Here is a 16,332-nt window from a genome sequence, read left to right as displayed (position 1 = left end):
GGGAGGAGTTGAAGGGCGAGGTCTCGACAAGTTCGATGCCGGGCGGGACACTTGTCGACAAGCGAGCGACGGGAGACCCCATGAAGATCGCCACCGCCGTCAGCGGCCGCCGACTGATGATCGCGCTGGAGCCCGGCGACGAGGTGCTCTCCTCGCTGGCGACGGCGTGCCGGGATGCCGGCATCGACCAGGGCGTCATCTCCACGTTCAGCGGTGCCCTGCGGTGGGCCCGGCTGATCGCCTCGGACACGGTGCCCGCCGACCCCGAACTCCCCCTGCCGGACCACATCGAGGCGACGTACTGCGAGGGGGTCGGCTCCGGCACGATCACGCGCGACCCGGACGGCGCGCACGTCGTCCACGTCCACGTCGCCCTCGGCGAGAAGGACCGTTCCGGTGCGGCGGTGGCCGGCCACCTCCTGGCCGCCGAGACGCACTACGTCGTCGAGGTCGTGATCGACGAGGTGCTCGCTCCGGTGATGACCCGCACGGCACACCCCTGCTCCAGTGGAGTCGCGATCCTGGGGTTCGTCGGGTCGGCCCCGCCCGCCGACCACGGGGCGGGAAGCGAGTCGGCCGACGAGGCGAGGACGACGTCGTGACGTATCTGCCGCTGCCGCACCCGCAGCGGGACACGGCCCACCTGCACGTGCAGCACGGGCTGCTGCGCTTCGTGCGGGAGGCCGCGCGCGACCAGTCCCCGCTACCCGGCGAGCTGGAGCTCACGGCCCGTCTGGGCTGCACGCGCCAGCAACTGCGCAACGCCATGTCGGAGCTGGAGGCGCAGGGCATCGTGCGGCGCCGGCAGGGCACCGTCACGACGGTGGACCCCATCGCGCTGCGCTTGAGCGTTCGGCTCGAGGAGCAGTTCGAGCACGCCGACCTCCTGCATCGGCTGGGGTACCGCGCGGAGGTCGAGACCCTCGACTCCCGCCGCAGCTCGCTGGGCTCGCGAGTCGGGGCGGTCATGGAGCTGCCGGAGTCGACGGCGGCGATCGCGATGCGCAGGCGCTGGCGGGCGGATGGGGCGGTCGCGATGATCGCCGACGACGTCGTCCCGTACGAAGGCGAACTGGAGCACGGCGGTGAGGAATCCGTCTTCCGCCTGGCCCAGCGGGCGTGGGGCGAACCCGTCATCTGGGAAGTGACCACCCCCGGCGTCACGACCCTGAACGCGGAACTGGCCGTGCTGTTCGAACGCGGCGAGGGCGCCCCGGTCGTCACCTTCGAGATGATCGGCATCGGCGCCAGCGGACGCCGTCTCATGCACAGCATCGAGTACCACGACCCCGACATCGTCTCGTATTCCTTCGTGCGCACGGTGCGCCCGCCATGGGGCGGCCACTGAGGCCCCAAGGGTCTCTTGTGAACAAGTGCTACGCGAGTTTTGGGACTCCCATCCTCGGACGGCGAAAATCAGGGCGAACAGTTACATCAGCGTTACAGGTCGCGAACAAGAACATCCTTCTTGTCAACAAGGAGCGGCCGGAGAGATACGGTCCTGATGTATCCGCTTGGCGTGAAAGGCCCCCATGCATTCCTCCCCGCGCTCCCGGCGCATCGATGAGCACACCATCCGTTCGCTGCCCAAGGCAGAGGTGCACGTGCATCTGGAGGGGACGTTCTCGCTGCTGGACATCCTGACGCTCGCGAAGGACAACGGCGTCCGGCTGCCGGGACCGGCGGCCACGCTCTTCGACATCACCACCCACGACGCGTTCACGGCGCCGGCGGTCACCTCGGGCGGAGGAGCCGGCGCGGGCGCGGCCGGGCTGAGCGGATTCCTGCGCTTCCTCGATTGGCAGTGCGGCCTCGTCCGCACCCCCGCTCAGGCGGCCAGGGTGGCGTACGCCTTCGCGGCGCGACAGAGCGCGTCCGGCGTCCGCTACAGCGATGTCATCGTCAACCCCACGCACTGGAACGCCTGGCACGGTCGAGAGCTGGCGCTCATGGACGCGCTGGCCTCCGGCTTCGACGAAGCCGAGCAGGATGGACTGTGCGCGGTGAGCATCGCCTACTCGCTGCTTCGCAGTCAGAGCGCCGCGGACGCGGAGGCCGTCGTGACGGACCTCATCACGCGGCGCCCGCACCGTGTCGTGGCGCTGTCCGTCGACGGCGACGAGAAGGTGACGGGTCGCACGGGCGAGAAGTTCCGGGCCGCCTTCGCGCGCGCAGCGCAGGGGGGTCTTCACCGCACCGTCCACGCCGGGGAGTCCAGCGGCCCCGAAGGCGTGTGGGACGCGGTCGAGTTGCTGCAGGCCGAGCGCATCGACCACGGCGTGCGCGCCGTGGAGGACCCCGCCCTCCTCGATCGACTCGTGGGCGGCGGCATCAGCCTCGGCGTCTGCCCCCGCTCCAACGTGACGCTCGGGATCTCGCCCTCCTGGCACGAGCATCCGCTCCGCCGACTGCACGAGGCGGGGGTGCTGGTCACGCTCAACACCGACGACCCCGCCCCACTCGGCACGACGCTCGAGGCCGATTGGGCCGTCGCGGCGGAGCAGTTCGGTTTCGACCACGCCGACCTCGTGGGCTTCGCCGCCCGCTCGATCGACGCGTCCTTCGCCGACCCCGACACCAAGGCGTCCCTGCACACCGAGCTCGCGTCGGTGGCGGCGAGCGCCGTCGATGCGACGACGACAGCATGACCGAGCTGACCTCTCTCCTCCCGAGCACCGCCGAGCTCGTTCGATTGCGCGAGGTCGCCGCAGGTCGCGCCTCCCCGGATCTCATCGTGCGCGGCGGACGCGTGCAGTCCCCGGGCACGGAGGAATGGCTCGAGCGCGACGTCGTGATCGCCGGGCGTCACATCGCCGCGCTCACCCCCTGGGGTCATGTGACCGGGGCCGCCGCGGAGGTCGACGCGCACGGCTGCCACGTGGTCCCGGGCTTCATCGACGCTCACCTGCACACCGAGTACACCAACCTCACCCCGGGAGAGCTGGCACGCCTGTCTGTGGCGCGCGGCACGACCACCGTGCTGACCGACCCCAACGCCGCGGCGAACGTGTGGGGAGCCGCCGGCATGGACTTCCTGCTCCGCACGCGCACCCCGCTGCACGTGTTCCAGCAGGTCTCCCCGGCCACCCCGGGCGCCCCCGCACTCGAGCGCGGCGGCGCGACGATCCCGGAGGGCACCGTGCGCGCCCGCCTCCACGACGACGTCACGGTCACCCTCGGGGAGAGCAATCCGTTCGACTACGGCGAGGTGTCGACGGGACGGTTCCGCGAGGCGCTGGTGGCCGGCCGCCGGCTGACCGGACACACCGCCGCCCAGACCGGGGAGTCGCTGTGGGGCTACCTGGCGGCCGGGATCAGCGACGACCACAACGCCGCCACCGTCGCGGAGGTGCTGGAGCGCACGCGCCTGGGCGCCATGGTGACGGTCATGGGCTCCTCCCTCACCGACAACACCGTGCCGCTGTTCGCCGACGTCGAAGCGATCTCGCCGGCGCTTCGCCACATGAGCTTCTGCGCCGACGACAAGCACGCGCTGGACCTCTCCACGCAGGGGCACATCGATCACCACGTGCGCCAGGCGATCCGCTTCGGCATCGACCCGCAGCTCGCGTACCGCATGGCCACGATCCACCCGGCGCAGTACTACCGGCTGGACCAGGTGCTCGGGATGCTGGCCCCCTCCCGCCTCGCCGACCTGCAGATCATCCCCGACCTCGCCGACGTGCGGCCGTCCGTCGTCGTGGTGGCCGGCGACATCGTCGCGCGCGACGGCGCGGCGCTGTTCCCGAACGACGACGAGATCCCTGCGTGGACGCGCGACACCGTGCACCTTCCCGCGGAGCTGCCCGCCGATCTGCTCAGGGTGCCCGCCCCACCCCATCACGACAGCGCCCGCGTGCGTGCGATGGAGATGTACAACGGGTACTTCAAGCGGGCCTTCACGGCCACCCTCCCGGTCGTGAACGGCTCCGTCACCGCCGATCCGGCCCAGGACGTCCTGAAGATCGCCGTCATCGATCGCCATCACGGCGATGCGCTGACCGGCGTCGGCTTCGTGCGCGGGTTCGGACTGCGCCGGGGCGCGATCGCGATCACGATGAACTGCCCCAACATGAACATCTCGGTGGTCGGTGCCGACGACGCATCCATGCGGCTCGCCGTCACCGAGCTGGGCCGGATGGGCGGCGGCTTCGTGACGGTGGCGGACGGCGAAGTCCTCGCCCGGGTTGCGCTGCCGGTGGGCGGCATGATGAGCGCGGCGCCGTTCGAGCAGACGGCCGCGGCCCTCGCGCACGGCCACGCCGTCACGGCCGAACTGGGGTGCCCCATTGCGTCGCCCTACATCATCCTGTCCTTCGTCGGCCTGTACGTCGTGCCCGACCTAGGGCTCACCGAGCGCGGCCTCATCGACGCGGCGACGCAGACCTTCGTCGACGTGCTGATGCCCGGGCCGGCGGATCCGTGCGGTCACCCCCGCGACCCCATCCGATGACCACCGCCGTCGAACCGACCTGATCGCATCCCTCTGCAGCGGCCGACCCGAACGGCCGGAAAGGAACGCCCACCATGCTCACGCGCCCCTCCCCCGTCGCCCCTCCCGAGAGCGAGCAGCGATGGGTCGACACCGTTCGCGAACTGATCCCCGGCTTCGCCGCCACGGCCGCCGACGACGACACCGCCGCCCGCCTGCCGATCGACCACCTGCGCACGCTCCACGCGACGGGTCTGGATGCGGCGTTCCTCCCCGCGAGCACGGCGGCGAGGCGCTCAGTTACGCAACCCTGGGCACCGTCGTGCGGACGCTCGCCTCGGCCCACCCTGCTCTGGCGACCGTGTGGCTCATGCACCTGGGCGCCGCCCATGCCCTGGTCACCATGTCCGCCCCCGAGGAGTCGGCGTTCTTCGCGCGTGAGCTGCGTGACGGACGTCGCTTCGCCAATGCCCTGTCCGAACCCGCCGGCGGCAACCACTTCCTCGCGTCGCAGCAGGATGCCGAGCCCGACGGCGCGGACTGGGCCCTCACCGGCCGCAAGCTGTTCGTCTCGGGGTCGGAGGCGGCGGACCACCTGTTCCTCAACGCCCGCATCGAGGGCGGTCCGGGCTTCTTCGGCGTCACGGTGGACGAGACGGTCACCTTTCCGCCGATCGAGGAGACGATGGGGATGCGGGCGACCCGCAGCCGCAGCATCCTGTTCGACCGCACCCCTCTGCTCGGCTCGCGCCTGTGCGCTCCGCCGGCTCCCGGGTACGCGAACCTCATCACCGTCGGATTCGGCTTCCTCTCCATCGGCATCGCCCACGCCGCGCTGGACGCGCTCAAGGACGCGGCGAACCGCAGCAAGGGCGGCGCCATCCTCGCCGACGTGCAGTGGGTGCGCCAGGAGACCGGGATGATGTGGGCCGAGGTCGAGGCGGCCCGCCTTCTGGCAGAGCGGGCGGCGTGGCTCGCCGATCAGCACTCGCCCGAGGCCATGCCCGCAGCGACCGAGACGAAGTTGCTCGCGAACGAGGTGGCCAAGCGTGCCGCGGCCGTCGCCGTGCGCGTGGGCGGAGGCGGCGGCTACCTCCTCTCGTCGCCGATCCAGCGGATCTTCCGCGACGCGCAGGCCGGCGCCCTCATGGCGTACTCGGTCCCGTTCAGCCAGGAGATGGTCGGCGGCTGGGTGCTGCAGTCCCCCTGAAGCGCAGGCTCGCCCGGCGCTCGAGGACGGAGCGGGTCAGATCGCCCCGTGCGTGCGGCCCGGAGGACCGGTGCGGCGACGGCGCTGCTGCTGCGCGAAGCCGAGGACGATCGGTAGGACGAGGCCCGCGGCGCACACGACGCCGACGATCAGGTACTCCATACGGCCGAGTCTGCCATCTGTGGCCGGGTGGACACGAGTTCGCGCGGAGTGTCGCCGGCTCGACCGGCGCGTCAGAGGCCGAGGGCGGCGAGCAGATCCGCAGGCGTCGCCTGCATGGGGTGAGGGCCGGCGATGTCGAAGAACACCGTGGTGATCCGGTCGCTGTGGGCCTGCAGGAACGCGCGCAACCACGCCGGCGACTGCAGCGCGACCCCCGGCGGCAGGGTCTCGGGTTTATGCGCCGCGTCGCTGAAGAGCAGAAGCGCGATATCGCCGCTGTCGGGGTCGCGGTAGGTCCAGACCTCCCCCGAGTCCAGCGGGTTGTCCCGGTCGCCCACCCGCAGAAGCGGCACCACGGTGGGCCCGTGGCGCAGTGCGAAGGCGACGGCAGCCATGTCCTGCGTCTGCAGCGCATCGGCCAGCGCCGTGTTGCGGAACTCCAGCTCGGCGTCCTTGCGCCCCTTCTTCCCCGGCATCCCTCCAGCCTAACGGCGCACTCGTGGGGCGCTGAAGCCGCGGTCATCCGACCCGAAGGGGAGGCCCTCTCGGATCCCCCAGTTGGGGGCTGGCGGATTCGAGAGGGCCTCGTGCATTCTGCAGGACCGCGGCCATGGGGTGCTTGGGGAACACCGGGCCGACTGCTGGGGACAGTCGTGCGATCCTTCGATGCAGAAGCGTATCTACTGTAGCTTCACCGATCGGTTCACGTCTGTCCGCCGTTTGGGGGACAAAAGTCCCGGGTCACTGGAGGATGAACGGCGCGGTGTTGGTCGAGGCGATACCGCCGATCGACACGGTCAGGTGGTACGTCGCTCCCCCACCGGGCGCGCTCGGACGGTCGCCATCGCACGTGTCGACGGATGACCGCGTACGATCCCACGTCAGCGGCGCCGAACTCGTGGTCTCCTGGCCTGCGGTCAGGAGCACGATCATGTCGCTGGGCTCGGTCTGGCAGTCGGTCGACCGCCACCACACGTCGCTCCCGCTGGAGACGGTGAACGACTGAGCACTCGTACCGACGTTGAGGGTGCAATCCCTGTCGCTGCGGTTGGCGAGGCGGATGGACAGCTGCGGGTTCTGGCCGGCGGCGTACGCCTGCTGGTCGGTGAGCGCCTCGATCGTGAGGTCGCCCGGCAGGCACGCATCCGCCGTGGGTGTGAGCTCGGGATTGGGAGCCTCTTCCTCCGCGCCTTCGGTCGGCGGCGTCTCGGTGGGCGCGTCGGAGGGTGTGGGAGAGGCGGTGGGCGTCTGACTCGTCGGTGTCGGGCTCGGCGTCGTGATGGACTGGGCGGCGCTGCGCCAGGGCTGTGCCACGAAGAGCCACACCAGGCCGCCGACGACGACCAGCACGACGAGCAGGAGGACGAGCCGGCGACGGCGGTAGACCGCCGGAGAGTGCCGCCTTCGCGGAGAGGAACCGCTCATGCTCTCCAGGGTAGGCGCGCCACCGGCAGGCGAGCGGGCGGCACGCCCGGCGTCACGCGCTACAGCGTCTTCAGCATCCGCGTGTTGCCGAGGGTGTTCGGCTTGACGTGCGCGAGGTCGAGGAACTCGGCGACGCCCTCATCGGGGCTGCGCACGAGCTGCGAATACACGTCGGGGTCGACGACCTGCTCCCCGATGGGGGCGAAGCCGCGCGCGGTGAAGAAGTCCACTTCGAAGGTCAAACAGAACAGGCGCTGCACGCCCAGCTCGCGCGCGCCGTCCTCCAGCGCCGCCACGAGGGCCCGGCCCACTCCGCGGTGCAGCCATTCGTCCACGACGATGAGCGTGCGGATCTCGGCGAGGTCCTCCCAGATGACGTGGAGGGCGCCGCATCCGATGAGCTCGCCGTCGGCCTCGGCGACGACGAACTGCTGCACCGACTCGTAGAGCACGACGAGGTCTTTGCCCAGCAGGATCCGCCGTTGCACGTACGGGTCGAGAAGTCGATGGATGCCGCGGACGTCGGCCGTGCGGGCGGGCCGGACCGTGAACGCGCTCATGCATCCAGCCTAGGACGAGTGAGCCTGGTGACGGCTCGGCAGTGGGTCTACACTGCCTGCGTCCCCGCCGACCGTGGAAGTGTCATGCCTGTCCTGTCGCCCCCTGCCCCCGTCATCGCGGTGGTCGATCCCGACCCCGCCGAGCGGGTCGCTCGCGCCCTGCGGCCGCGGTACTCATCCCATTACGACGTCGTGTCCCTCGACACCGCGGCGGATTCGCTGGCTGCACTGCATGCCGACGGCCGGTCGGTGGCGCTGGTCCTCGCGTCGGCCGACGCTCCCGAGCATCCCGACGAGGGCGTGTTCTCCCACGCCACCCGGTTGTTCCCGGAGGCGCGACGCGCGCTCCTGATCGAGTGGGGCGCGTGGGCGGACGCCGACACGGCGGCACGCGTGCTGCGACTGATGTCGGATCTGCTGATCGATTTCTACGTGGTCCGCCCCGCGGACCCGCGCGACGAAGACTTCCATCACGCCGTGACCGAGTACCTCCGCGACTGGCGCGCGACGACGCCCGAGCGGCGCGGATTCACGATCATCGGGTCGGACATCACGCCCCGCACGCATCTGCTCAGCGCACAGCTCGCGCGAAGCGGTCTGGCGGTGACGCGGCTGGATCCGACCTCGCCGCCCGCAGTGGAGCTGCTCGGGCGCGCCGGCTGGTCGTACCGCGGAGCACCGGTCGTCCAGACCGCGGACGGGAGCCTGCTGGACGACCCCGATGACCGCGCGATCGCGCACGCGACCGGCCTGTCCACAGGGCTTCCCGGATCGCCCGTGGATGTGGCGATCGTGGGAGCAGGGCCGAGCGGGCTCGCTGCGGCCGTCTACGCCGCCTCGGAAGGACTGTCGGCCCTCGTCATCGAACGCGGCTCGGTGGGCGGCCAGGCCGGATCGAGTTCGCTCATCCGAAATTACCTCGGCTTCCCGCGTGGCGTTGCCGGCGCGGAACTAGCGCGCCGGGCCTATCAGCAGGCGTGGGCGTTCGGGGCTCGGTTCGCGCACGCGCGGGAGGCGACCGGTCTGGCGCGTGCCGACGAGGATGCTGCCTTCACGCTCACCGTGGGGCCCGGTGACGAGCATGTGGTCGCCGGCAGCGTCGTGCTCGCGACCGGCATCGCGTACCGCCGGCTGTCAGTGCCCGCCCTGCGGCCCTTCGTGGGGACGTCGGTGTTCTACGGGGCGTCCTCCGTCGAGGCCCGGGCGCAGCGCGGCCGCGCGGTCGTCGTCGTGGGCGGCGGCAACTCCGCAGGGCAGGCGGCGCTGCACCTCGCTCGCTACGCGGCATCCGTAGCCCTTCTCGTCCGGGGCCCGTCTCTGGCCGCGAGCATGTCGAGCTACCTCATCGCTCAGCTCGATGCCCTCGGCGTGGAGATCGTGCGCGACTCGCGCGTGGTGGGGGCGCAACCGGATGACGAGGGGCGCCTGGCCGCCATCGAGGTCGAGCACGTCACGGATGCAGTCCGCGAGCTGCGCCCCTGTCACGCGCTGTTCGTCACGATCGGCGCGCGCCCGCATACCGAGTGGCTGCCCGACAGTGTCCTGCGCGACCGGTGGGGGTATCTCGTGACCGGATCCTCCGCTCCCGACGAAGACCTCCCCGACCCCTGGCGCGGCGGAGAGCCGCCCGGGTCGCTCGAGACCTCCGTCCCCGGCTTGTTCGCGGTGGGTGACACCCGGCGCAGCTCCCTCAAACGCGTCGCATCCGCCGTGGGCGAGGGGTCGGTGGTGATCTCCGCCGTGCACGCGCACCTGGCCGCCCGCTGACCGGCTTCTCGCGCCTGACCCCAGGAACGACGAAGGGCGGATGCCGCAGCATCCGCCCTTCGTGTCGCTCAGGAACCGGCGACGATGTCCGGTGTCGCGGTGATCTCCCCGCCGCCGGTCACACCGACGGCGACCTTCTCGCCTCGGGGACCGTTCTCGAAGACGAACTCGCCGTTCTCCGCGTCGACCTTCACGTGGTCGCCGGACTCGAGCTCACCGTGCAGGATCTTCTCGCTCAGACGATCCTCGACTTCGCGCTGCATGGCCCGACGCAGCGGGCGGGCGCCCAGAGCCGGGTCGAATCCGATCTCGATGAGCCGCTCCTTGGCCGCCTGCGACAGCTCGATCGTCATGTCGCGATCGAGCAGCCGGTCGGCGAGGCGCTTGGTGAACAGGTCGACGATCTGCACCAGCTCGGGCTTGGACAGCTGCGGGAAGACGATGATGTCGTCGAGACGGTTGAGGAACTCGGGCTTGAAGTGACGCTTCAGCTCCTCGTCGACCTTGCCCTTCATCCGGTCGTAGCTCGTCTGGCTGTTGCCCTCGACCTGGAACCCGACCGGACCACCGGCGATCGCCGACGAACCGAGGTTCGTCGTCATGATGATGACGGTGTTCTTGAAGTCGATCATGCGGCCCTGACCGTCGGTCAGACGACCCTCTTCGAGGATCTGCAGGAGCGAGTTGAAGATGTCGGGGTGGGCCTTCTCGATCTCGTCGAAGAGCACGACCGAGAACGGCTTGCGCCGCACCTTCTCGGTGAGCTGGCCACCCTCTTCGAAGCCGACGAACCCGGGAGGGGCACCGAACAGCCGCGAGACGGTGTGCTTCTCACCGAACTCCGACATGTCGAGGGAGATCAGCGCGCCCTCGTCGTCGAAGAGGAACTCGGCGAGCGCCTTGGCCAGCTCGGTCTTTCCGACACCCGTGGGGCCGGCGAAGATGAACGATCCGGACGGGCGCTTGGGGTCCTTCAGACCCGCACGCTGGCGGCGGATCGTCTTGGCCAGGGCCGAGATCGCCTCTTCCTGACCGATGACCCGCTGGTGCAGCGCCTTCTCCATGAAGACGAGCCGGCTGGACTCCTCCTCGGTGAGCTTGAACACCGGGATGCCGGTGGCCTGGGCGAGCACCTCGGCGATGAGACCTTCGTCAACGACCGCGTGGCTCGCGACGTCGCCGCTGCGCCACTGCTTCTCGAGACGAAGACGCTCGGCCAGGAGCGACTTCTCCTCGTCGCGCAGCGACGCGGCCTTCTCGAAGTCCTGCTCCTCGGAGGCGACTTCCTTCTGCTCGCGCACCTTGGCGATCTTCTCGTCGAATTCGCGCAGCTCGGGTGGGCTGGACAGGATCGACAGACGCAGGCGTGCGCCGGCCTCGTCGATCAGGTCGATGGCCTTGTCGGGCAGGAACCGGTCGCTGACGTAACGGTCGGCCAGGTTCGCCGCCGCCACGATCGCACCGTCGGTGATCTGCACCTTGTGGTGCGCCTCGTACCGGTCGCGCAGGCCCTTCAGGATGTTGATGGCGTGCGGCAGGCTGGGCTCTGCGACCTGGATCGGCTGGAAGCGGCGCTCCAGCGCAGCATCCTTCTCGAAGTGCTTGCGGTACTCGTCGAGCGTCGTGGCACCAATCGTCTGCAGCTCGCCGCGGGCGAGCAGCGGCTTCAGGATCGACGCGGCGTCGATGGCGCCCTCGGCGGCACCGGCACCCACGAGCGTGTGGATCTCGTCGATGAAGACGATGATGTCACCGCGCGTGCGGATCTCCTTCGTGACCTTCTTCAGGCGCTCTTCGAAGTCACCGCGGTAGCGGGATCCGGCGATGAGCGACCCGAGGTCGAGCGAGTAGACCTGCTTGTCCTTGAGCGTCTCGGGCACATCGCCCTTGACGATGGCCTGCGCGAGGCCCTCCACGACGGCGGTCTTGCCGACGCCGGGCTCGCCGATGAGGACGGGGTTGTTCTTCGAGCGGCGCGACAGGATCTGCATGACGCGCTCGATCTCCTTCTCGCGTCCGATCACCGGGTCGAGCTTGTTGTCGCGCGCGGCCTGCGTGAGGTTGCGCCCGAACTGGTCGAGCACCGCGGAGCCGCCCTGCGAGCTGGCGGAGGTCTGCTCGCCGGCGCCGGATGCGACGCCCGCGGGCTCCTTGCCCTGGTATCCGCTGAGCAGCTGGATGACCTGCTGGCGCACCTTGTTCAGGTCGGCGCCGAGCTTGACGAGCACCTGCGCGGCCACGCCCTCGCCCTCGCGGATGAGGCCGAGCAGGATGTGCTCGGTGCCGATGTAGTTGTGGCCCAGCTGCAGCGCTTCGCGCAGCGACAGCTCGAGCACCTTCTTGGCGCGCGGGGTGAAGGGGATGTGGCCGGTGGGCTGCTGCTGCCCCTGGCCGATGATGTCCTGCACCTGCTCACGCACGGCGTCGAGCGAGATGCCGAGGGACTCGAGGGCCTTGGCGGCCACGCCCTCGCCCTCGTGGATCAGCCCGAGCAGGATGTGCTCGGTGCCGATGTAGTTGTGGTTGAGCATCTTCGCCTCTTCTTGGGCGAGCACCACAACTCGACGGGCACGGTCGGTGAATCTTTCGAACATCCTCAAACCCTCCAGAATGGGTCGATAGGCACGCTTCCGCGCGCCGTATATCGAGACTAACCAGCGCTCGGATGCGGGACGGCCGTGTTCGCCGTCGGCATAGCGCGCGCCGGGACCGCCCCGAGGCATCCCTCGGATGCGACGGGAGGACGGGGGTTGACCGATGCGCACCACCCATGTAACGATTTTCGATAACAACGATTATCGTTAAGGACGGTTCGCATGACGACGCAGCCCACGACCGCTGCGGTGACCCGATCGCTCACCCGGGCGGTTCAGGTGCTCGCCGCCGCGCTCGCGCTCGGCACGGTGGCGCTCGGCGCCGTGCTCACCGCCGGCATCGCGTTCGGCGCACTGACGGCCTCCGTGCCGCTCGTTCCCGACGTCGGCAGCGCGCCCGACCTCGGCCAGGACGATGTGTACGCCTGGGTGTTCTTCGACAGCGTGCAGGTGACCCACCCCGACCCGCCCGGCCTTGCCCGCGCACTCAAGTGGGGCGGCTACGCCGCGATCGCCGTCGTGGTGCTGGCCGGATGCGTCGTCGCCTTCACCCTCGCCCGCCGCCTCGGCACCGGGCTGCCGTTCTCCCGCTTCGCCGCCGGCGCTCTGCTCGCCCTCGGCGTGCTCGCGATCGCTGCGGCGTTCCTCTCCCCCGCACTGCTGCTCGAATCCACCGCGGTGATGGTGGGCGACCTCGGACTGCGCACCGCGGATGCGGCAGGTCTCGTCGTGTACGAGGACACCGCCGGACCGGCCGCGCTGCTGCTGGACCGCTTCCCGTCCTCCGGCGTCGTGATCCGCCACGCCAACTGGGTGCTCGCCGGGGTCGGCGGCATCCTCGTCGTCATCTCGTTCGCGTTCCGGCGCGGAGCCGCCCTGCAAGCCGACACGGAAGGACTGGTGTGATGGACGCCATCGGCACGAATCTGGGGATGCTCGCCGTCGCCGTCGCCGAGATCGTCTGCGCCGCGGCCCTGGTGGCCTGGGCCCGCCGGCGTGACGCGGCGGCTGAGGGCGCCTCGCCATCAGCTCTCACTCGCGGAGAGCGCGTCGTCGTCGCCATCGTGGGAGGCGGCGCGCTCGTCGCGATCCCGCTCAGCGTGTACAGCCTCCTCGCCTCGGCGGTGTGGTTCGCCAGCGCGCCCGTGCTGCGCGTGGACGACCTGCCCCTAGGCGGCAGCACAGCGCCGGGCTTCCTCGAGTCCGCCACCGCCGTCCCGGCCGCGGGGTACGACACCGCATGGATCGAGGTCGCCGACCTCCCTGCCGGGCCGCGCTGGCTGCTGTGGGCGGAGGCCGCGCTTCCCATGGCGCTCGCGCTCGTCCTCGCCGTCGGGATCGCGTCGCTGGCCCTCGCGCTCCTGCGGGGGGCTCCCTTCGCCCGGACGCTGCCGGTGGCCCTCGGCGGCGCCGCGATCGTCGTCGTCGCGGCGGGTCTGGGCACGCAGGTCTTCGGCGCCATCGCGCGCGGTCAGATCATCTCCTCCCTCGGCCCACCCGAGCTGATCACCTCGCACGATGACGGCAGCGGGGTGGCGGAAGGTTTCATCTTCGCCCTATCGCTGGATCTCAGCCCCATCGGCTGGGGACTCGGGATCGCACTCCTGTCCGCCGTGTTCGCGATCGGCACACGTATGCAGCACGACACGAAGGGACTGGTGTGATGGAACAGACGACGAAGAAGGAACGCAACGACATCCTCGCCACGCTCGGGGCCAGCGGCGTCCTGGCGGTCATCGTGCTGTTCGCCGCGGTCATCCGCTGGATGGGGACGTTCACCCCCGCGGGCACGTCGGTGTCCGTGCCGTTCAACGGCGTCCCGGCGGAGTTGCCCCCCTCCGACGGTCTCCCGCCCACGGCCGTCGACGTCACGTGGGGCGATGTGTCCGCCGAGGGCGTCAACCTCCTCTCCGTGCTGTCGCTGGGGGTGTCGATTCTCGTGGGCGCGGCGGCCGCCCTGACGGTGATCGTCCTGTTCGCCGTCCTCGCGCTGCGGTTCCTGCGCGGCCGCTTCTTCGACGCGACGAACCCGCGCCTGCTCGACGCGGCGGGGTGGATCATGTTCGCCGGTGCCCTCGTGGTGTACTTCCTCGACACCCTCGGACGCAACGGTGTCCTCGCGGCCGCGGGCCTGGCCGACTTCGATCCGAACTCGTGGGCTCTGGCGTGGCCGTTCTTCGCCGTCTGGATCGCTGCCACGGTGCTCGGGCTGCTCTCGCTCGCGTTCCGCCGCGGCATCCGACTGCAGCAGGATTCGGAGGGGCTGGTGTGAGCCCCGCCGAGGACGACGGGCCCAGCGGGGTCCACTGCCGGCTGGACGAGCTGCTCGCCGAGCGCGGGATGACGCTGACCCGGCTGTCGGAGCTGGTCGGCGTCTCCATCGTGAACCTGTCGGTGCTCAAGAACGACCGTGCCCGCGCCATCCGCTATTCGACGCTGTCGGCGATCTGCCGGGCGCTGGACTGCGAGATCGGCGACCTGCTGGTGCTGGCGCGGGACTGACTCAGGGCGCCGCGAGGAAGTCGGCGCCGGCCTGCCGGAACGCCCGCGCGCCGGGCGCGTTGGTGTGGTGGCGGCCGGGGATCTCGAAGAACGTGCCGTTCGGGGTCAGCCCGGCCAGGTGCCGGGATTCTTCGATGATCGGATCGTCGCTGCCGGTGGCGAACAGCACCCGCTGGTGGGGCGGCGCGGCGGGATCCGGATCGCTGTCGCCGATGCGCATCCCCTCGGCCACCGCGATGAGCGCGCGCAGGTCGTTGCCGGCGACCCGCTCGGCCAGCCCCACATACCGTCGGGTGACCGGATCGGTGACCGGCTCGCCGGAATCGACGTACGCCCGCGCCTGCTCGACCTGGAGCCGCGCGAGCGGGCGGCCGTCGGGGATGCCGCCGAGCACCGCCCGCTCGACGTGCTCTGGCGCGTCGACGGCGAGCTGCCACCCCACGCGGCCGCCGAGGGAGTAGCCGAGGTAACGGACGCCGTCAAGGAGGTACGTGTCGAGCACCGTCGTGAGGTCGCTCACGAGCACCGGCATCGCATAGTCGGCGGCATCGTGCGGCTTGTCGCTCGCGCCGTGCCCGCGCTGGTCGACGGCCAGCACCCGGAGTCCGCGGCGCAGCAGCTCGCGCACCCACCCGGTGCTGACCCAGTTGTCGCGGGTGCTCGAGCCGAACCCGTGGACGCAGAACACCGCCGGCGCATCGGGGTCGCCCCACGAGTAGGTCACCAGCCGCGCGCCGTCGCCCACCATGACATAGCGCCGCGCGGGCATCTCGGTCAGGGCGGGGATGGCAGCATCCATGCCTCTCATCGTGGCGCATCCCGGCGACCGCCCGAGCCCACGTCCGCGCCACTTCCGTGCATCCGCGCCATCTCTTAACGGCGCGGATGCATCGAACAGGCGCGCACGTGGGATCGGGCGGTGAGGCGGGGTCAGGTGCGAGGTGACCCGCTCGGGTCAGGGCTGGCCGGCGATGGGGATGCGGATGCCGTCGTACGAGTCGCCCGAGAGCACTGCCTCGTAGGCGACACCGGCGGGCACATCAGGCACCTCGACGACGGTCACCCGCGCCGCCATGTCGGCCGTGCAGATCTGGTCGGGCGCCGGAGCGACGAACGCCACGGAGATCTCACCCGGCGCCGACACCGCTGCCGACTCCACCTGCGGCGGGCAGCTCGACGAACCCCACGTGAGCAGGGCGAAGGTGCCGGGGCCGGCCCATCCGGCGCTCGGCTGGCCGCCGTCCATCCCCGTGCCGGGGGTGAGACCGGGGGCGCCGGGAAGGTCGGTGCGGCCCACGTAGCCCGATCCGCGCACCTCGATCGTCAGATCCTCGGCCGGGTCGACACCCTCGGGAAGGGGCACGGCCAACCCGCGCAGCACGTAGTCGCGGGTGCACGCACCGTCGGGCTCCATGACCGAGACGCTCAGCACGCCGTCGTCGTAGGCGACCTCCTCGGCGAAGGGCTTGCAGGTCGAACTGCCCGCTACGAGCACCCCGACCATCGCGCCGCCGTCCAGCCACGCGGCCCCGACATCCACGGCGTCGCCGGTCTGCGTCGCCGGCGGAGCGGAGGATGCGCCGCCTTGGCCGGATGCGCATCCGGAGAGCACACCGACAGCCAGTGCGGCCGCGCCCCATGCGACGACGAGCGAGCGAATGCGACGGGACATTGAGACCT

The 16,332-nt window shown here is 70.6% G+C and carries 17 protein-coding genes; 10 read left to right on the top strand and 7 right to left on the bottom strand.

Annotated features, from left to right (window positions below):
* The first annotated feature begins 80 nt into the window (after nt 1-80).
* From F6J85_RS01350 to F6J85_RS01330, 5 genes are all read left to right on the top strand, one after another.
* Nucleotides 81-602: a PPC domain-containing DNA-binding protein gene (locus F6J85_RS01350; RefSeq protein ID WP_191906703.1), complete on the top strand. Its 522-nt coding sequence runs from the start codon at nt 81-83 to the stop codon at nt 600-602.
* Entirely contained in the window at nt 599-1,348 is a 750-nt protein-coding gene (locus F6J85_RS01345) for a GntR family transcriptional regulator (RefSeq protein WP_191906702.1), read from the top strand. Before F6J85_RS01350 ends, F6J85_RS01345 begins: the two co-directional genes overlap by 4 nt.
* Before the next feature lie 184 nt (nt 1,349-1,532).
* Nucleotides 1,533-2,648 (top strand): adenosine deaminase, encoded by a 1,116-nt coding sequence (gene add, locus F6J85_RS01340; RefSeq protein WP_150923517.1) that lies wholly within the window; start codon nt 1,533-1,535, stop codon nt 2,646-2,648.
* Nucleotides 2,645-4,453: an adenine deaminase C-terminal domain-containing protein gene (locus F6J85_RS01335; RefSeq protein WP_150923516.1), complete on the top strand. Its 1,809-nt coding sequence runs from the start codon at nt 2,645-2,647 to the stop codon at nt 4,451-4,453. Before add ends, F6J85_RS01335 begins: the two co-directional genes overlap by 4 nt.
* A gap of 301 nt (nt 4,454-4,754) precedes the next feature.
* Nucleotides 4,755-5,642, top strand: a complete 888-nt coding sequence (locus F6J85_RS01330; RefSeq protein WP_202980858.1) for an acyl-CoA dehydrogenase family protein — start codon at nt 4,755-4,757, stop codon at nt 5,640-5,642.
* 36 nt (nt 5,643-5,678) lie between these two features.
* On the opposite strand, the gene F6J85_RS18100 is transcribed toward F6J85_RS01330, so the two are convergent.
* The 4 genes from F6J85_RS18100 to F6J85_RS01315 all read right to left on the bottom strand — a co-directional run bounded on the left by F6J85_RS18100 (nt 5,679) and on the right by F6J85_RS01315 (nt 7,789).
* Nucleotides 5,679-5,804, bottom strand: a complete 126-nt coding sequence (locus F6J85_RS18100) for a hypothetical protein (RefSeq protein ID WP_275094056.1) — start codon at nt 5,802-5,804, stop codon at nt 5,679-5,681.
* Nucleotides 5,805-5,875: 71 nt separating this feature from the next.
* Nucleotides 5,876-6,280 carry a dehydrogenase gene (locus tag F6J85_RS01325; protein WP_150923515.1) on the bottom strand — a complete coding sequence of 135 codons (405 nt, stop codon included), beginning with the start codon at nt 6,278-6,280 and terminating at the stop codon, nt 5,876-5,878.
* A gap of 265 nt (nt 6,281-6,545) precedes the next feature.
* Complete coding sequence (locus F6J85_RS01320; protein ID WP_191906701.1) at nt 6,546-7,229, bottom strand: hypothetical protein; 684 nt, start codon at nt 7,227-7,229, stop codon at nt 6,546-6,548.
* 59 nt (nt 7,230-7,288) lie between these two features.
* Nucleotides 7,289-7,789, bottom strand: coding sequence for an amino-acid N-acetyltransferase (locus tag F6J85_RS01315; protein WP_150918036.1), 501 nt, complete (start codon nt 7,787-7,789; stop codon nt 7,289-7,291).
* Between the two features lie 84 nt (nt 7,790-7,873).
* Between F6J85_RS01315 and F6J85_RS01310 the strand changes: the two genes are divergently transcribed.
* Nucleotides 7,874-9,556, top strand: a complete 1,683-nt coding sequence (locus tag F6J85_RS01310; RefSeq protein WP_150923514.1) for an NAD(P)/FAD-dependent oxidoreductase — start codon at nt 7,874-7,876, stop codon at nt 9,554-9,556.
* Between the two features lie 68 nt (nt 9,557-9,624).
* Here the strand turns inward: F6J85_RS01310 and F6J85_RS01305 are convergent, their stop codons facing one another.
* Entirely contained in the window at nt 9,625-12,150 is a 2,526-nt protein-coding gene (locus tag F6J85_RS01305; RefSeq protein WP_150923513.1) for an ATP-dependent Clp protease ATP-binding subunit, read from the bottom strand.
* A gap of 222 nt (nt 12,151-12,372) precedes the next feature.
* On the opposite strand from F6J85_RS01305, the gene F6J85_RS01300 reads away from it, so the two are divergent.
* From F6J85_RS01300 to F6J85_RS01285, 4 genes are read left to right on the top strand one after another with little or no spacing between them, the layout of a single operon-like run.
* On the top strand, nt 12,373-13,056 hold the full coding sequence (locus F6J85_RS01300) for a hypothetical protein (protein WP_150923512.1): 684 nt from the start codon (nt 12,373-12,375) through the stop codon (nt 13,054-13,056).
* Nucleotides 13,056-13,814 (top strand): hypothetical protein, encoded by a 759-nt coding sequence (locus F6J85_RS01295; protein ID WP_150923511.1) that lies wholly within the window; start codon nt 13,056-13,058, stop codon nt 13,812-13,814. The genes F6J85_RS01300 and F6J85_RS01295 overlap by 1 nt, the downstream gene beginning before the upstream one ends.
* Nucleotides 13,814-14,422, top strand: a complete 609-nt coding sequence (locus tag F6J85_RS01290) for a hypothetical protein (RefSeq protein ID WP_150923510.1) — start codon at nt 13,814-13,816, stop codon at nt 14,420-14,422. Before F6J85_RS01295 ends, F6J85_RS01290 begins: the two co-directional genes overlap by 1 nt.
* The gene (locus F6J85_RS01285; protein WP_150923509.1) at nt 14,419-14,652 is read left to right on the top strand and encodes a helix-turn-helix domain-containing protein; all 234 of its coding nucleotides are present in this window, start codon (nt 14,419-14,421) and stop codon (nt 14,650-14,652) included. The genes F6J85_RS01290 and F6J85_RS01285 overlap by 4 nt, the downstream gene beginning before the upstream one ends.
* Nucleotide 14,653: 1 nt before the next feature.
* On the opposite strand, the gene F6J85_RS01280 is transcribed toward F6J85_RS01285, so the two are convergent.
* On the bottom strand, nt 14,654-15,451 hold the full coding sequence (locus tag F6J85_RS01280; RefSeq protein ID WP_150923508.1) for an alpha/beta fold hydrolase: 798 nt from the start codon (nt 15,449-15,451) through the stop codon (nt 14,654-14,656).
* Nucleotides 15,452-15,607: 156 nt separating this feature from the next.
* A complete protein-coding gene (locus F6J85_RS01275) occupies nt 15,608-16,324 on the bottom strand; it encodes a hypothetical protein (protein ID WP_150923507.1) in 717 nt (238 codons plus the stop codon).
* Between the last annotated feature and the right edge of the window lie 8 nt (nt 16,325-16,332).

It is taken from the genome of Microbacterium lushaniae (assembly GCF_008727775.1).
In the GTDB taxonomy this organism is placed as follows: domain Bacteria; phylum Actinomycetota; class Actinomycetes; order Actinomycetales; family Microbacteriaceae; genus Microbacterium; species Microbacterium lushaniae.
The sequence above is the reverse complement of the archived record's forward strand: the minus strand, read 5'-3'. Positions and strand labels throughout refer to the sequence as shown.

Excerpts from the sequence above, each read along its gene's own strand:
- F6J85_RS01275 (WP_150923507.1), bottom strand. The coding sequence starts at position 16,324 with ATGTCCCGTCGCATTCGCTCGCTCGTCGTCGCATGGGGCGCGGCCGCA.
- F6J85_RS01295 (WP_150923511.1), top strand. The coding sequence starts at position 13,056 with ATGGACGCCATCGGCACGAATCTGGGGATGCTCGCCGTCGCCGTCGCC.
- F6J85_RS01320 (WP_191906701.1), bottom strand. The coding sequence starts at position 7,229 with ATGAGCGGTTCCTCTCCGCGAAGGCGGCACTCTCCGGCGGTCTACCGC.
- add (WP_150923517.1), top strand. The coding sequence starts at position 1,533 with ATGCATTCCTCCCCGCGCTCCCGGCGCATCGATGAGCACACCATCCGT.
- F6J85_RS01325 (WP_150923515.1), bottom strand. The coding sequence starts at position 6,280 with ATGCCGGGGAAGAAGGGGCGCAAGGACGCCGAGCTGGAGTTCCGCAAC.
- F6J85_RS18100 (WP_275094056.1), bottom strand. The coding sequence starts at position 5,804 with ATGGAGTACCTGATCGTCGGCGTCGTGTGCGCCGCGGGCCTCGTCCTA.
- F6J85_RS01305 (WP_150923513.1), bottom strand. The coding sequence starts at position 12,150 with ATGTTCGAAAGATTCACCGACCGTGCCCGTCGAGTTGTGGTGCTCGCC.
- F6J85_RS01310 (WP_150923514.1), top strand. The coding sequence starts at position 7,874 with ATGCCTGTCCTGTCGCCCCCTGCCCCCGTCATCGCGGTGGTCGATCCC.
- F6J85_RS01280 (WP_150923508.1), bottom strand. The coding sequence starts at position 15,451 with ATGGATGCTGCCATCCCCGCCCTGACCGAGATGCCCGCGCGGCGCTAT.
- F6J85_RS01335 (WP_150923516.1), top strand. The coding sequence starts at position 2,645 with ATGACCGAGCTGACCTCTCTCCTCCCGAGCACCGCCGAGCTCGTTCGA.
- F6J85_RS01290 (WP_150923510.1), top strand. The coding sequence starts at position 13,814 with ATGGAACAGACGACGAAGAAGGAACGCAACGACATCCTCGCCACGCTC.
- F6J85_RS01300 (WP_150923512.1), top strand. The coding sequence starts at position 12,373 with ATGACGACGCAGCCCACGACCGCTGCGGTGACCCGATCGCTCACCCGG.
- F6J85_RS01315 (WP_150918036.1), bottom strand. The coding sequence starts at position 7,789 with ATGAGCGCGTTCACGGTCCGGCCCGCCCGCACGGCCGACGTCCGCGGC.
- F6J85_RS01350 (WP_191906703.1), top strand. The coding sequence starts at position 81 with ATGAAGATCGCCACCGCCGTCAGCGGCCGCCGACTGATGATCGCGCTG.